This is a genomic window from Alishewanella sp. HL-SH06 (assembly GCF_052656265.1).
The window spans coordinates 1894059-1910413 of the sequence record NZ_CP199752.1; the positions used below are offsets into that span (position 1 = coordinate 1894059).

12 protein-coding genes are annotated in these 16355 nt (G+C 47.5%); 7 read left to right on the top strand and 5 right to left on the bottom strand.

The features are described from left to right. Positions 1 to 28: 28 nt before the first annotated feature. On the bottom strand, positions 29 to 1732 hold the full coding sequence (tamA, locus tag ACUJFK_RS08770; RefSeq protein ID WP_445426709.1) for an autotransporter assembly complex protein TamA: 1704 nt from the start codon (positions 1730 to 1732) through the stop codon (positions 29 to 31). Positions 1733 to 1955: 223 nt separating this feature from the next. Here tamA and ACUJFK_RS08775 point away from each other — a divergent pair, with 223 nt between their 5' ends. Continuing rightward, positions 1956 to 3074, top strand: coding sequence for a beta-ketoacyl-ACP synthase III (locus tag ACUJFK_RS08775; protein ID WP_226750946.1), 1119 nt, complete (start codon positions 1956 to 1958; stop codon positions 3072 to 3074). A gap of 89 nt (positions 3075 to 3163) precedes the next feature. Here the strand turns inward: ACUJFK_RS08775 and ACUJFK_RS08780 are convergent, their stop codons facing one another. Continuing rightward, positions 3164 to 3472, bottom strand: a complete 309-nt coding sequence (locus tag ACUJFK_RS08780; RefSeq protein WP_306176632.1) for an isoamylase early set domain-containing protein — start codon at positions 3470 to 3472, stop codon at positions 3164 to 3166. Positions 3473 to 3867: 395 nt separating this feature from the next. Between ACUJFK_RS08780 and ACUJFK_RS08785 the strand changes: the two genes are divergently transcribed. The 5 genes from ACUJFK_RS08785 (at position 3868) to ACUJFK_RS08805 (ending at position 11030) form a co-directional block, all read left to right on the top strand. Further along, a complete protein-coding gene (locus ACUJFK_RS08785) occupies positions 3868 to 5100 on the top strand; it encodes an efflux RND transporter periplasmic adaptor subunit (RefSeq protein ID WP_445426710.1) in 1233 nt (410 codons plus the stop codon). After that, positions 5093 to 8560, top strand: a complete 3468-nt coding sequence (locus ACUJFK_RS08790) for an efflux RND transporter permease subunit (protein ID WP_445426711.1) — start codon at positions 5093 to 5095, stop codon at positions 8558 to 8560. Before ACUJFK_RS08785 ends, ACUJFK_RS08790 begins: the two co-directional genes overlap by 8 nt. Positions 8561 to 8579: 19 nt before the next feature. Then, positions 8580 to 10160, top strand: a complete 1581-nt coding sequence (locus ACUJFK_RS08795) for an L-lactate permease (protein ID WP_445426712.1) — start codon at positions 8580 to 8582, stop codon at positions 10158 to 10160. Positions 10161 to 10181: 21 nt separating this feature from the next. Further along, positions 10182 to 10448: a putative signal transducing protein gene (locus ACUJFK_RS08800; RefSeq protein ID WP_306176628.1), complete on the top strand. Its 267-nt coding sequence runs from the start codon at positions 10182 to 10184 to the stop codon at positions 10446 to 10448. Positions 10449 to 10577: 129 nt separating this feature from the next. Continuing rightward, positions 10578 to 11030, top strand: coding sequence for a hypothetical protein (locus ACUJFK_RS08805; RefSeq protein WP_445426713.1), 453 nt, complete (start codon positions 10578 to 10580; stop codon positions 11028 to 11030). A gap of 72 nt (positions 11031 to 11102) precedes the next feature. Here ACUJFK_RS08805 and ACUJFK_RS08810 read toward each other — a convergent pair whose 3' ends face one another. From ACUJFK_RS08810 to pabB, 3 genes are all read right to left on the bottom strand, one after another. Then, positions 11103 to 12482 (bottom strand): L-serine ammonia-lyase, encoded by a 1380-nt coding sequence (locus tag ACUJFK_RS08810; protein ID WP_226751001.1) that lies wholly within the window; start codon positions 12480 to 12482, stop codon positions 11103 to 11105. Between the two features lie 249 nt (positions 12483 to 12731). Continuing rightward, a complete protein-coding gene (locus ACUJFK_RS08815) occupies positions 12732 to 13310 on the bottom strand; it encodes a CoA pyrophosphatase (RefSeq protein ID WP_445426714.1) in 579 nt (192 codons plus the stop codon). Further along, positions 13288 to 14700, bottom strand: coding sequence for an aminodeoxychorismate synthase component I (gene pabB / locus ACUJFK_RS08820; RefSeq protein ID WP_445426715.1), 1413 nt, complete (start codon positions 14698 to 14700; stop codon positions 13288 to 13290). The genes ACUJFK_RS08815 and pabB overlap by 23 nt, the downstream gene beginning before the upstream one ends. Positions 14701 to 14799: 99 nt before the next feature. Between pabB and ACUJFK_RS08825 the strand changes: the two genes are divergently transcribed. Next, on the top strand, positions 14800 to 16338 hold the full coding sequence (locus ACUJFK_RS08825; RefSeq protein WP_226750955.1) for a fumarate hydratase: 1539 nt from the start codon (positions 14800 to 14802) through the stop codon (positions 16336 to 16338). Positions 16339 to 16355: the final 17 nt, after the last annotated feature.

Here is a 16355-nt window from a genome sequence, read left to right on the forward strand (position 1 = left end):
ACGCTGCTCCTTTGTTCTGACCGAGTAATCATAATTCAGGTCCTAAAGAGAAATGGAGTTGGAAAGGGGAGTCAACGGCATCTAAACCCCAAGCTAAATCGATACGGACGGCGCCAACAGGCGAGGCCCAGCGTACACCAAAGCCGACCCCGAGCTTCCAATCTGGGGTATCTGTCCAAGCACTGCCATAATCGGTAAAGCCGGCTAACCACCAGTTCCCTTTTACCCGATATTGATATTCTAGTGAGGCTGTTGTCATGTAACGACCGCCAATCAGTTCGCCTTCATCGTTAAGGGGTGAAACAGATTCATAGGCGTAGCCACGTAAGTTGTTATCGCCACCAGCGAAAAAACGGATCGATGGCGGTAAGTTATCGATATCTTCCATCAGCACGGCACCAGCGTCTAGCCGACCGACGAAACGATGATTATTGGCAAAGGTGGTAATGTAGCCCGCTCGACCTCGTAGCCTAACAAAGCTAGCATCAGAGCCCCAACTGCTATCTGATACTTCCACGCCTAATAACAAGCGATCAGCGCGAGTTGGCATGCCTGAACCCGTTTGCCGACTGCGCGAGAAACTCATACCGGGTATAATTAAGCTGCTGGTGTCTTGTTGATCGGCTTGGGTATAATCCTCATACAACCAGCGTAGCGATGCCGTACGATACCAATCGTTGCTCAGTAGCCAATGCCGTTCTAATGCCAAATTAGACTCTTTTGACAAGGTATCTTGATAATCACGGTTGCGCAGGCCGTATTGTAATTGCCAGAAATCGGTGACCACGCTTTCTAATGGCAGTTTATAGGCCGCCTGAATACTTTGCTCCGCTCCCGACAGCGCTAATTTGCTGTCTAAGCTATGGCCACGCTGATTTAACCAAGGTTTTAACCAATTGAGCTTTAAGCGCGCGCCCACATCATCTGAGAAACCAATACCGGTCTCGATACTGTTGCGTCTGCGCGGAGCAAGCTCAACATCCACCGGTAAAATATGTTCGGTCACCTTATCGGTATTACCGGTGACTAAAATAGAAGAAAACCAACTGGTGTTGGCAATCGCTTGGTTTAATTCACCCAGTTGAGTTGCCAGATAAGGATCGCCCTCTTTAAACGGCACTAAACTTTGTAAGCGGACATCTTCAATTTGATTGCCTTGAAACCTCACCGGGCCAAAACGGTAACGCGGGCCACTGTCAAACGTCAGTTGTACAAAGGCTTGTTTCAGCGCCGGCGCCACTTCTAAACGAGCAAGACTAAAATTTGCCTCAAAATAGCCTTTGCGTAGGGCTAAATTCGTCAGCGCTTTTTTAAAACTGTCATAGCGGCCATGATGCACAGTTTGACCAACTTGGGGGGCTTGTTTTAATAGTGCCAGAAAATCACTATCGTTTTGCGCTTCGCCGTTAATCAGAATATTGGCTTTGTTGATAAGCGTGGGCTCACCGGCATCTACCTGAATGAGCAGCCGACTATTTTTACCACTGTGTTGAAGTTCAATGCTGACCGTGCTGTGGTAATAGCCCAGTGCTTGCAGAGCCGTGCTAATGTCATCTTCTAAGCGAGATTGAAAACGCAGTGCTGTGGAGATCTCGTCTGGTGTATAACGGTCGAGATAAAGTTTTACATTATCTTCCAGCTCGCCAGATAAACCCGTCAGGCGCAAGCTTGTTTGCGCCGTGGCAATGTTTGGCAGCAACAACACCATTAAAAACATGATCAATCGGAACATGACTCTCCTGTGAGGTCGTCGGTTAGCCAACGTTAGGTCGTTAGCAGCAAAAAACCGAACTTCTTAAGTTAAGTGTACCTTATCGCCAGCATGGCGGCAGTAAACAGCAGGTTAACTGCTGAAATATTCTGCAATAACTGAACTTGGCATCACCTCTGACCAGCAAGTTTGTTATACTGAGCCACAAAAGTGACAAAGGTTCACAATTGCACAAGGTGGCGCGATGAAAAACATAGTGATCAGCGGCTCTGGCTTATTTACGCCAGAACTAACTATTAGTAATGAAGAATTGGTACAAAGTTATAATCAGTATGCCGATAATTATAATGCGGAACATGCTGAAGCGATTGCCGCAGGCGAGTTAGCGGCACTGGCGTATTCTAGTTGTGAGTTTATTGAAAAAGCCTCTGGCATTAAATCGCGACATGTGTTGTATAAAGACGGCATTTTAGATCCTGCCGTGATGCGGCCTATTTTTCAAAAACGTGGTGAAGAACACATGCCAGAAATGGTTGAAATGGCGTTGTTTGCCGCGCATCAAGCCTTAGTTCAAGCGAATAAAACACCGGCAGATATCGATTTAATTATTTGCGCGGCGTCGAACATGCAGCGCCCTTATCCGGCTTTATCGATAGAGCTGCAACAGCAGCTAGGGGCGGGCGGTTATGCTTTTGATATGAACGTTGCCTGTTCTTCTGCCACCTTTGCTATTAGTAATGCTGCCAATGCCATTCGCGGTGGCACGGCGAAAACCGTTTTGGTGGTCAACCCCGAGTTTGCTTCGCCACAAGTCGATTATCGTAATCGCGATAGCCACTTTATTTTTGGTGATGTGTGTACTGCAACCATTATTGAAGCGGAAGAAACCGCAAATAGCCCATACGCTTTTCGTATCTTAGGCATGCGCCTGAAAACTGAATTTTCTAATAATATTCGTTGTGATATTGGCTACACCGAGCATTGCTTTGATCAGCATGATGTCAGTACGCCTTTTTTCAAACAACAAGGGCGCAAAGTCTTTAAAGAGTTATTGCCGATTGTCGCCGATGTCATTTTAGATGAGCTTGCGGCGCAGCACATTGCGCCAACTGAGCTTAAACGGCTGTGGTTACATCAAGCCAATATCAATATGAATATTTTCGCTGCGCGGAAAATTTTAGGGCGCGAGCCTTTACCTGAAGAAGCGCCGTTAGTGTTAGATACTTATGCCAATACGGCTTCAGCAGGATCGATTATTGCTTTTCATTTGCATCAACAAGGATTGGATACGGGTGACAAAGCCATTTTATGCTCATTTGGCGCAGGATACTCTGTTGGCTGTTTAGTTTTAGAAAAGTGCTAACGCTGCGCAAAGGCAACAATAAAGGTTAATATATTAGTTAAATTGAACGCCTGACGCTATAAAAAAAGGGGCGATATGCCCCTTGTTAATTAAATTTTTAATACTGAGTTCTGATCATGCGACATATCGCTTTGTGCAAAGCCATCTGCATCATCGTCATTTAACCAAGTGGTACCATCGATAAGATAACGAAATTGATATTCGCTATCTTTGGGTAACGTAATACTGGCACTGAAATCACCGGCTTTACTTTTCTTCATCAAAAGGGCTGCAGGATCCCAATCGTTGAACTCCCCTAACAAAGCAACCTGTGATGCATCGGGCAAGCGGGCAGCTGCCAATTTAAAGGTCACTTTGCAAGCGGGTTTGGTTTTCAAATACTGCTTACTAATGCTCATTGCACACTCCTGTTGCGGCTTAGGGCTTATAACAAATTAATACCAAACATAATATTTGGTACCTCATAACCCTAACGCAATGTAACGATTTTGCCAATGCCTAAAAATTAAGCATGGCAGGTTTTTGGGCATCATTAGTTTGTAACAAAATGTTTTTTGCATTCAGGCGTAATAATACGGCTTGCCAAGGTCTAGCTGCCACTCGCTGTTTGGCGAACAGCGCTAAGCCCTTTGTACTAGCGCCTTTGCTTGCAACAGCGTTTTAAAAGGTATTGGGGACAAGGGTTGGCGGCGTATTTTTATCGATACAAAAATTAACAGAGCAATGCAACGATCTGTCGTAATTCTGCGTATGATGGCAAATAGAAAATTTTTATTAAACTCAGGATCATCTTATGTCTTCAAAATTTATGCGGGTCGGTTTGCCGATCATCATACTGGTACTTGCCATTGCCTCCGCTTACGGTTTGTCAAAGTTGCGTAAACCCCCAGCTAAGGTGGCAGAGCAGCGTTTAGCTTTATTAGTCAATGCCGCTGAGTTACCTGCCGAAGACATTACTTATAAAATTGCTTCGCAAGGTACGGTAACGCCAAAGCTTGAAACAACCCTGATCTCTGAAGTTACCGGGCGTATTGTCGCGGTTTCTGAGCAATTTGTGGTCGGCGGTTTTTTTGAAAAAGGCGATTTATTATTTCAAGTGGATCCGGCCGATTACGAAACTGCAGTCAAGGCGGCGCAAGCCTCACTGGCGGGTGCCAAGGCACAGCTAGAAGAAGAAAAAGCCCGTGGCCGCGTGGCTGAAACCGAGTGGCGTTCTTTTACCGAAGGCAAAGCCCCAGCGTTAGGTTTGCGCCAACCGCAATTGGCCAGTGCCTTAGCCAGCGTGCAAGCAGCCGAAGCCGAAGTAGAGCGGGCACAGCGTGATCTAGACAGAACGCAGATCCGAGCGCCTTATGCCGGTATGGTGAATAGCCGCAGCGCCAACTTAGGGCAATTTATCACTCGCGGCTCTCAGTTAGGGATGATTTACGGCACTGAGATTGCCGAAATTCGTTTACCACTAACGGATACCGATTTTGGTTTTTTACCGCCAGCCAACACGCAACAAAGCTTGTCTATTCCGGTGAGCTTAAGCACTGTGGTAGCAGGTCAGCCGCAGCAATGGCAAGCCACTATCGTCCGTACCGAAGGCGTGTTAGATGAGCGCAGCCGCGTCATCTATGCCGTGGCAGAAGTCGCCGATCCTTATCAGCGGCAAAATGCTGCCGGCCAGCCGCTACAATTTGGTCGTTTTGTGCAAGCTGAAATCAGTGGTATTGCCGCGACACAAGTGGTCAAAGTGGCTCGGCATTTACTGCAAGTAAGTAATCGGGTGTTAATTGTCGATGATCAAAACACGTTGCAATTTCGCCAAGTTAACCTAGCACGCGCTGATGCTAATTTTGCCTATATCAATGCGGGCTTTATGCCGAACGATCGTTTAGTGGTATCACCGGTCACCAATCCGATTGGCGGCACTGTGGTGCGCGTGGCGGGAGATACGCCCAAGAATGTATCAGATAATGATTCGCCTGCGGTAACAACCGAGCAACTAGCAAGCTCAACTGAGGCAACCGGCAATGAATAAAGAAACGGGCATTATTGCTTGGTTTGCTCGCAACAGCGTAGCTGCCAATTTACTGATGATCATTTTACTGCTGGCCGGATTAGCCGCAGTATTAACCATAAAAAAACAAGGTTTTCCAGAAATTCAGCTAGAGCAAGTGAATATTCGGGTGCCTTATTTAGGTGCTGCGCCACAAGAAGTGGAAACCGGCGTTATAGATAAAATTGAAGAAAGTATTCGGGGCGTTAACGGTATAAAACGTATTCGCTCAACGGCGGTTGAAGGTTTAGGTACGGTTGTGGCCGAAATTGCTTCGGGGTATGACATCACCGAGGTAATGGAAGAGATAAAAACGCAGGTGAACTCTATTTCTACTTTGCCAGAGCAAACCGAGCGGCCATTAGTCTATCGGATTCGTTTTCAAAGTAATGTGATGTTTTTATCGTTATATGGTGCAGCCTCAGAGGCAGCATTAAAAGAACTGGCGAAAACCATTCGCGATGAAATTAAAAAACAGCCGGGTGTGAGTAAGGTTGATGTCATGTCTGCTCGAAACTATGAAATCTCTGTTGAGATCCCTGAATCACGCTTGCGTGAATACGGTTTAACTTTTGATCAAGTAGTCAGTGCTATTCGCGGCAGTTCGGTCGATTTACCCGGTGGTTCGATCCGTTCAGAAAGCGGCAATATTTTGTTGCGCACCAAGGGCCAGGCTTACGATCAAAACGATTTCGACAACATTGTGTTAGTGAAATACCCTGATGGTACTCGCTTAACATTAAGTGATATCGCGACAGTGACCGACGGTTTTATTGAGCGCGCCAGTTTAGCGACCTTTAATGGCCAAAACAGCGTGACGGTGCGCATTGATGCGGTAGGTGAAGACGACACTCTACAAATTGCTGAAACAGTTAAAAAATATGTTGAAAACAAGCGCAATGAGCTGCCACCGAGTATCTCGTTAGATTATTGGGGCGATTTTAGCTATTACTTGCAAGGCCGCTTGGATTTAATGACCAGTAACTTGCTGTATGGCGTGTTATTGGTGCTGCTGGCGCTCACGCTGTTCTTAGAGTTCCGCATTGCTTTTTGGGTGATGGTGGGTATTCCAATTTGTTTCTTGGGTGCCTTGGCCATGTTACCGCTGCCCTTTTTTGATGTGTCCATCAATATGATCAGCTTATTTGGTTTTATCTTGGTGCTGGGGATAGTGGTCGATGATGCCATTATTATCGGCGAAAGCGCCTATACCGAAATTGAAAAACGTGGCAAGTCAACCGAAGCGGTCATTGCTGGGGCAAAAAAAGTGGCGATGCCCGCCACCTTTGGGGTGTTAACCACCGTGGCTGCCTTTGTGCCGATGCTATTGGTCGGCGGCGCACAATCGGCTATTTGGGGCTCGATTGCTTGGGTTGTGGTGTTGTGTTTATTGTTTTCGATTGTGGAATCTAAGCTGATTTTACCGGCGCACATTGCCAATATGGACACCAAACCTTGGGATCCCGATAAAGGCGGTATTTATGCTTTAGGTCGTTTTGGTAGCAATACCCTGAAAAAAATCCGTGGCGCGGTTACTCGCCACTTAAACCACTTTATTCAACAGAAATACCGGCCTTTTATTGAGAAATGCATCGAATTTCGCTATTTAACCATGGCGGTATTTTTTGCCTTGTTGATTTTAATGTTTGGGGTCATTTCGGCCGGTTTTGTGCGTTGGGTGTTTTTTCCTGATGTGCCGAATGATATCTTACGCGCTACGGTGCAAATGGAAGAGGGCGCTTCAAACGAAGCAACGGTGCTCGCCATGAAAGAAATTGAAGCAGCGTTAATGCGGGTAGATAAAGAGCTGTTAGCAGAAGGCGAAGATTTAGTGGTGAAACATCGCTTGGTTTCCCTTAATAGCGACACCGCAGGACAATTTACGGTAGAGCTGGATAAAAGCGAAGGCCGCGAAGTGGACAGCAACGAGATTGGTCGACGCTGGCGTGAACAGATCCCAGAAATTCCAGGCTTAAAAACCTTTAAACTCAGTAGCTCTGGTTTTGGTGGCGGGGCTGACATTGCGCTGCAATTACGCGGCAGTAATTTGGCTAATTTGCAATTAGCCACTGCAGAATTAAAAGAGCGTTTAGCCACTTATGAAGGGGTCTTTGATATTGAAGATAACCTGCTCGGCGGCAATGATGAAATTGTGCTGGCGCTAAAGCCCGAGGCCGATGTGTTAGGCATCACTTTAGCTGATTTAGCGCGTCAGGTGCGCTATGGTTTTTATGGTGCCGAAGCGCAGCGTATTCAGCGCAATGGCGAAGAAATTAAAGTGATGGTGCGCTACCCACAAGAAGAGCGTCGTTCGATTGGTGATTTAGAGAATATGCGTGTGCGCACCGCTAACGGCGGCGAAGTGCCATTCTCACAAATTGCCAGTTACACCTTACAGCCCAGCTTTAGTGCCATTAACCGGGTTAATGGTGAACGAGCCGTAACCATAACCGCGGCGGCTGACAAAGCGCGTATTGAACCGGGTAAAGTGGTCGCCGAAGTGCGTAAGACCCTTATCAAAGAGCTGGAACAAAAATACCCAGGTGTTACCGGTGAGCTTGATGGCGCAAGTCAGGATGAAGTGGATGCCATTCGTGATTTATTAATTGCCGGTGCCTTTGCCTTGTTCTGTATTTATGCCTTGATGGCGGTACCGCTAAAGTCTTATGCGCAACCGTTAATTATTATGAGCGTGATCCCCTTTGGTTTAGTCGGTGCGTTAATCGGCCATATGTTGTTGGGGTTAAGCTTAAGTATCATGTCCGTATTTGGTTTGGTCGCGCTGGCTGGGGTCGTGGTAAACGACAGTTTGATCATGGTTGACTTTGTGAACCGGGCACGGGCAGAAGGTATCGCGATTAAGCAAGCGGTGGTGGAAGCCGGTGCGCAACGTTTTCGCGCCATTTTGCTGACGTCATTAACCACCTTTGTGGGTTTAGTGCCGATTGTATTTGAGCGCAGCTTACAAGCAAAAATTGTGGTGCCTATGGCGGTGTCGTTGGCTTTTGGTATTTTGTTCGCTACGGTGATTACCTTAGTGTTGATCCCGGCGCTATATGTGATGCTGGAAGATGCTAAAAAGCATGTACCAAAGTGGTTCCGTAACTTTATGCAGGAGTTTGGCCGTTATGCCGATTGGCGTGGTTTAACGGAACGCAAAGCATATGTGCATTTTTATATGCTGCATCTGGTGGTGATTGTCGTGTTCTTAATCATTGATGCCATTTTACGTACTAAAGGCATGGTCGCTTTGACCTATATGTTGTTTATGTATTTGCCAATCACCGCCGCCACGGTTCGTCGTTTACGCAGTATAGGCTGGAATCCGTGGTGGGTGCTTGTTAGTTTTATTCCGACCATAGGTAGATTATTTGTGTTCGTTATTTGTGCCATGCCTAGTCGGCAAGAAAAACATCAGGCGTCTTTAGTGACCAGCCAGTAATAAGCCCAAGGAGCGTGGCATGACCCTGTGGCAAATTCTGACAGCGGCCATGCCGCTGCTCAGTGTATTTATCTTATTGGTGTTATGTCGCCTGCCAGCAAAGCAGGCGATGCCGCTGAGTTTACTGCTTAGCGCGCTATTGGCTTATAGCGTGTGGCAGATGCCGTTACAGCAATTAAGTGCTGCCGTGTTAGAAGGCTTAGTGATTGCCGCGACCATTATTTGGATTATCTTTGGCGCTATTTTACTGCTCAATGTGTTGAAGCGAAGTGGTGCTTTAGAGGTCATTAAACAGGGTTTTGGTCAGATTTCGTCGGATAAACGCGTACAACTGATCATCATTGCTTGGCTATTTGGCAGCTTTTTAGAAGGTGCCGCCGGTTTTGGTACCCCGGCTGCCATTGCTGCACCCTTACTCGTCGCTTTGGGTTTTCCACCGCTAGCGGCCGTGGTGTTGGCACTGATTGCCGATTCCAGTGCAGTCTCTTTCGGCGCGGTGGGTACGCCGGTGTTAGTGGGGATTGCGCAAGGTGTACCCGGCACTTCCTCCAGCGAATTACAGCAGATAGCCCTTATTGCAATTAGTATTGATATGATGGTGGCCTCTTGGCTACCGCTGTTTATGTGTGTGCTGTATACCCGTTTTTTCAGTACGCCTGCCAGTTGGCGCGCCGGTTTTGTTATGGCGCCGTTTGCCCTGTTTTCCGGCTTAGCCTTTACTGTGCCAGCTTATTGGGTGGCGTGGGCGTTTGGTCCAGAGTTTCCCTCTGTATTAGGTGCCTTAGTGGGCTTAGCCTTGGTTTGCACTGCCGCCAAGTACCGTTTTTTACTGCCGAGCGTGTTAGCTAATTCTTCCCTATCAACAGAGCCAAGCATTGCACCCACCTTAAGTCTTTGGCGTGCCTGGTTACCCTATCTGATGGTCGCGTTGTTGCTGGTGCTAAGCCGCGTGCCGGCTTTACCCTTTAAAAGCGGGTTACAACAAGTGAGTTGGCAATGGCAGGGTATTATCGGTTCTAGCTTAAATGTCAGTGTTGCGCCCTTGTATTTACCGGGCACGATTTTTGTGGTCATTGCTATTTTAGCCTGTTTTATGTTGGCGGCACCGCGCCAGACGTTGCGCCATGCCTTTAAAGACAGTTACAAGATGTTGCTTCCTTCCGTGATTGCCTTGGCCGCTGCCGTGCCCATGGTGCGGATTTTTTTACACTCTGATTTGAATGACGCGGGTTTGCCGGCGATGCCGATGGCCTTAGCTCAGCTAGCCGCAGGCAGTTTAGCAGAGAGTTGGTTATGGCTAGCGCCTTTTGTTGGCGCCTTAGGTTCCTTTATCGCAGGCTCTGCAACCTTTTCTAATCTGATGTTTGGCAGTTTTCAGCACGCCATGGCGGTAGAAGCTGACGTGAATAGCCAGTTGGTGCTGGCCTTACAAATGCTTGGCGCCAATGCCGGGAATATGATTTGTGTGGTGAACGTGGTGGCGGCGGCCAGTGTGGTTAATTTAAATGGCCGTGAAGGTGAGATCATCCGCTATACCCTGTGGCCAATGCTGTTTTATTGCTTTGGTGCGGTGCTGGTGGCAAACTGGTTATTCAACTAAGCTCAAAGAAAAGGATGAAGTATGCAAATAGTCTTTCGAGCTCATGAAATAATCGAAGCCCATATCGTTGCCGGTATGCTACAAGCGCATGATATCCCTGCACATGTTGGTGGGCATTATTTACAAGGCGCTGTTGGCGATATTGGCACAATGGGCTTTGCAAATGTATTTGTGGCTGATGAAGACATGCCACGGGCCGAGCAGTTATTAAAAGATTATCAAGCGGCGGAAATCGTTGAGCCTACTGCAGCAGACTGGGATGAAACAGGTTTGCAAGGCGCTAAATAACACCAGACGGTTTAAGAGGCATGAATTAAGCCGCGAGAACCGGCTGGTAACCTATTAGTGTATGGCATGGGCCGCAGTTATCGCGTTTTATTAACGAACGCTCAAATGAACAAGGACGTTAGCAGTTAAATGACCAAGTTAAGTACAATACCATCGGCTGTGCAGGCTAAGCCTTTTTACCAACAACCGCGCATCATGTTTGCAATCTGGTTGTTATTGAGCATCCTCTACTTAGCGTATCGCTATATAACTGACCAGTTTTGGCTGTTCGAAACGCTCTATGGTTTACTTTTACTGAGTTATCCTTTTTGGCTACCGTCGTTATTTAAAGCACCAAAACCATTGCTGATCAACGATCCGAAGAATTATGTGCGCTTTAATGCTGAGCAAATGCTGATTGGCGAGGCGAATATAGAAATAAAGAAAGTACAAAAAGTGGCGCTAGATGTGGTGGAGCAGCAAGTGTATTTTTCGTTACCTTTTAATAGCAACAAATTACCGAGCTTTGTCTTTGCTTTAGAACAGCTTGAAGATTTTAAAGCGCACTTGGTTAAGGGGTTAGGCAAGATTGAGTATGTTTAACTTGCTTAGCAAAGTCAGTGAGGCATAGGCCTTACTGACTTCACTTGAACAAGCAGGGATATTATAAAGCGATTAACACTCAATAATATTAACCGCTAAACCACCACGTGACGTTTCTTTGTACTTGGTTTGCATATCTTTACCCGTATCCCACATGGTCTTAATTACTTTATCTAACGAGACTTTGTGATCGCCACTACCACGGATCGCCAAGCGTGAAGCGTTAATGGCTTTAATAGCACCCATCGCGTTACGTTCAATGCAAGGTACTTGCACTAAACCCCCAACCGGATCGCAAGTTAACCCTAGATTATGCTCCATACCAATTTCGGCGGCGTTCTCGACATGTGAGGGGCTGCCTCCAAGAATTTCCGTTAAGGCGGCGGCGGCCATGGAGCACGCAACCCCAACTTCGCCCTGACAGCCCACTTCAGCGCCAGAAATTGAGGCGTTTTTCTTGTATAAAATACCTATAGCCGCTGCCGTTAAGAGATAACGCGAGGCGATTTCTGGAGTTACCGGTTGAATAAATTTATCGTAGTACATCAACACTGCGGGGATAATACCGGCAGCACCATTGGTCGGCGCTGTTACGACACGGCCACCGGCGGCGTTCTCTTCGTTAACGGCTAACGCAAACAGGTTAACCCAGTCCATCACTTGCAACGGATCATTGCTTTTTTCAGCGATTAAACGTTTATAGAGCCCTGGCGCGCGCCGCCGCACTTTCAGGCCGCCGGGTAAGATGCCTTCAGTTCGAATACCCCGTTCGATACAGGCGCGCATCGTTAACCAGATATTATTTAACTCACTTTCAATTTGCTGGGTGCTGCGCAGTACTTTTTCGTTTTCTTGCATTAAACCGGCAATACAAAAGCCGTGTTCTTTACATAGCGCGAGTAACTCTGCACCCGATTCAAACGGAAAGGGAGGCGGGTTATCGGCGGCAAATTGGCTGGCCGCTTCTTTTTCTTTGGCAAAATCGCTGGCTTTAACAATAAAGCCACCGCCAATCGAAAAGTAGATTTCGCGCAGCAAGACATTTTTCTCGGCATCAAAAGCAATCAGCTCCATGCCGTTAGAGTGTTCTTTTAACGTTTTACGCCGATGAAACATAATGGCGCCTTCGCGGGCAAAACTGACCGAGTGTTGCTGTGCCAATTGTAAACGCTGGCTGTCGTGTACTTGTTTTAAAATACCGTCAACGGCATCAGGATCAATGGTTTCTGGCAGATAGCCCGATAAGCCTAAAATAACGGCTTTGCCGGTGCCATGGCCAATACCGGTTTGGCCAAGTGAGCCATAAAGCTCTACTTTTACACTGGCTACCTGAGGTAGCATCTCATTGTGTGCTAAGTCTTCGGTAAACTTTTTAGCGGCGCGCATCGGGCCAACCGTGTGTGAGCTAGAGGGGCCGATACCGATACTAAACATATCAAATGCACTGATAATCATAATAAATCTACTTCTGAATTCTCATTGGCTGACGAACAGAGGGCAGGGCTAGCGTGTGGGCAAATCCTTGCACCCGGCCGTTTCCATTTTGGTTTATGCAGGGGTGTTGTTAAGGCCATTGTAGCTGAAGCACCGACAGACTGTAAGCTGCGAGCCGTTGAGCAGAGCTGCCGTCTCTGAGTTTACCGAAGCAAATAGCACGCTGGTGTATTGAAAACGTTACAGGTTGGCAGCGCTAAAGCTCAGTTAGCGGATGTGTTGCAGCAATTGCGCCATGATGGCTGCGGTGGCACCCCAAATCAATTTGTTCTCAAAAGGCATAAAATGCAGTTGTCGAGCCTGCCCGCGCAAAGGCAGCCACAGTTCATGGCAGTTCCGTGGGTCGAGAAAAAAAGTCAGTGGCACTTCAAACACCGCGCTGACTTCAGCCGGATCGGCAATGATCGGAGTGCCGGCAGGCAACAAGCCCACCCAGGGACTAATTTGAAAACCGGTCAGCGTATGATGTGAGCCCAACTGCCCTAATAGCTGAATACGGTTGGCTTTAACGCCAATTTCTTCTTCGGTTTCACGTAGCGCAGCGGCCGCAGGCGTTTCAGCGTGTTCCAGTTTGCCGCCCGGGAAACTAATTTGTCCTGGGTGATGGGTTAAATGCCAGCAGCGCTGGGTAAATAACACACTGAGCCTGTCGCCATAATCAATAATCGGCACCAGCACCGCACTTTGTTTAACGTGCGTGGCTTGCTCGATAGGCAGTAACTCACTTTGCGGCGGCAAACCAGGCTGCAGCAAAAAGCGATTTTTAAACTGCGCGGCTAACATCATCGTCCTGATCAGAGCGAGTAGCCGAGAGTACCGGTAAAATGCGGGCAACTTTATCTAAGGTTTCTTGATATTCGCTATCGGCATCAGAGTCTGCCACCAGACCGCCGCCGGCCCAGCAATGCAGTTGTCCTTGTTCGCAAACCAAGGTACGAATGGCAATATTGGTATCCATATTGCCGTTACTGCTGATATAGCCGATAGCACCACAATACACGTTACGCCGATGCGGTTCTAACTGCTCAATAATATGCATAGCACTGATTTTCGGTGCACCGGTGATCGAGCCTCCTGGAAAGGCACCGCGTAATAAGTCACAGGCGCTGTAAGGCGCTGCTAAGGTGCTGGTAATAGTGCTGACTAAGTGGTGTACCGCTGGGAAGCTTTCGATAGCAAACAATGCCGGTACTTTCACTGAGCCGGCTTCACTGACTTTACCCAAATCGTTACGCAGTAAATCGACAATCATCACGTTTTCAGCGCGATCTTTTTCAGATAGGGTCAGCGCTTCGGCTTCAGCTTGATCGGTCTCAGGGCAAAGCCCACGCGGTCGAGTGCCTTTAATCGGTTTGGTTTCGATTTGTCGATCGGTAAGTTTAATAAAACGCTCAGGTGACATGCTGATCACCGCACCTTCAGGGATACGAATAAACGCCGAGAAAGGTGCGGCATTTTTCTCACGTAACAGTTTATAGGCTTGCCATTCATCCCCTTGATACTTTGCACTAAAGCGCTGCGCTAAGTTAATTTGATAGCAGTTACCGCTAAGTAACTCTTGTTGTACTTGCGCAAACTTTTTTTGATATTGCTGTTGGCTCATATTGGCTTGCCAAGCTGAGGTTAATTGAAAGTGGCTTGACGTTTGAGGTGCCGCTTGTAAGCGTTGTTGTAACTTATACCAATTTTCTTCGGCATCGCCCGTGTAGTCAGTAAACCACAATTGCTTGCTGTGCTGATCAAAGATCAGTGCCCAGCTGTAAAGCCCAAGTGCCATATCCGGAAGGTGAATGTCCGCGGCTGCCAGGCTAGGTTGTTTTTCCAGGTAACGGCCAAGATCATAAGCAAAATAGCCCAGAGCACCGCCATGAAAGGGCAATTCACTGCTAATGACCTGAGGAAAATACCGTTTTAGCGCACAGTCTAATACCTTAAACGGATCGGTTGTGTAATGATGGGCGCCGTGCTCATCTGTTAAAATGGTCTGGCCGTGCTGACTGGTCAGGGTGGCAATGGGCTCGGCAACCATAATCTGATAACGACTGTTCGGATGGCTGGCATCTGCCGAGTCAAGAAACATTGACCAAGGCTGCTCAGCAAATACCTCGAACAGGCTTAACAGAGAAAATATCGGGTCAGGAACCTTTTTCGCGTCGTAGATTAGATACTGCTGCATGATTGGGACTAGCCGCTGTTTTCGATGCACGCTATCATACCAGTACCTACATCAATAGTTAAATGTCTCGCCAAGTTTGGCGACTGAGGAAGGGTAAGCATGACGGTTATTCGCCAACAAGATTTTATTGATAGTATCGAAGATGCATTACAGTATATCTCTTACTATCACCCACTGGATTTTATCAAAGCGCTGGAAGTGGCTTACCATAAAGAGCAAAACCAAGCGGCTAAAGATGCCATCGCCCAAATTCTAATTAACTCGCGCATGTCGGCAGAAGGCCACCGGCCTATTTGCCAAGATACCGGCATCGTCACCTGTTTTGTGAAGATCGGTATGGATGTGAAGTGGGATAAAACCGACTTGACGGTACAGCAAATGGTTGATGAAGGCACCCGTCGTGCTTATCTTAACCCAGACAATCCGCTACGAGCCTCTATTGTTGCTGATCCTGCTGGTCTGCGCAAAAATACCAAAGATAATACCCCAGCCGTGGTGCACATTGATTTAGTCCCAGGCCATCACGTTGAAGTGATGATTGCGGCCAAAGGCGGTGGCTCTGAAAATAAAACCAAGATGGCGATGTTAAATCCGTCAGATTCTATTGTGGATTGGGTACTTGAAACCCTGCCCAAAATGGGTGCCGGCTGGTGTCCACCAGGCATGCTAGGTATTGGTATCGGTGGTACGGCTGAAAAAGCGGCGGTATTGGCCAAAGAATCCTTAATGGATCCCGTGGATATTCAAGATTTACTGGATAAAGGCGCAGAGACCGCAGAAGAGAAACTGCGGGTTGAACTGTACGAAAAAGTGAACAAATTAGGTATCGGCGCTCAAGGGTTAGGCGGTTTGACCACGGTTGTTGATATTAAGATCAAATCGGTACCGACCCACGCCGCATCTTTACCGGTAGTGATGATCCCGAACTGTGCGGCTACTCGGCATTTACATTTTCATTTAGATGGTAGCGGCCCGGCTGATATCAAGCCGCCTAAATTGGAAGACTGGCCACAAGTGACGTGGGAGCTGGGCGATAAAGTGCGACGGGTCAACCTTGATACCGTGACACCCGAGGAAGTACAAAGCTGGCAAGCCGGTGAAACAGTATTACTAAGCGGTAAAATGCTCACAGGGCGTGATGCGGCGCACAAGCGTATTGCTGATATGCTGAATAAAGGCGAAGGCTTACCCGCTGGCGTTGATTTTAAAAACAAATTTATTTATTACGTTGGCCCAGTTGATGCGGTAGGTGATGAAGTAGTAGGGCCTGCCGGTCCAACTACCGCAACACGAATGGATAAATTTACCGATATGATGTTATCGCAAACCGGTTTACTGGGCATGATTGGTAAATCTGAGCGCGGTGATAAAACCGTAGCCAGTATCAAGCAACACAAAGCAGCCTATTTAATGGCGGTAGGTGGCGCGGCATACTTAGTGTCAAAAGCGATTAAAAAAGCCCGCGTAGTGGCATTCGCAGACTTAGGTATGGAAGCGATTTACGAGTTTGATGTTGAAGATATGCCGGTGACGGTTGCTGTTGATAGCAACGGTAATAATGTGCACCAACAAGGGCCGGTGATTTGGAAAGCGAACATCGCTGAGTTAGATGCCAAGTTAAGCAAAGGCTCGAAATAATAATAACAGGCCGCAGC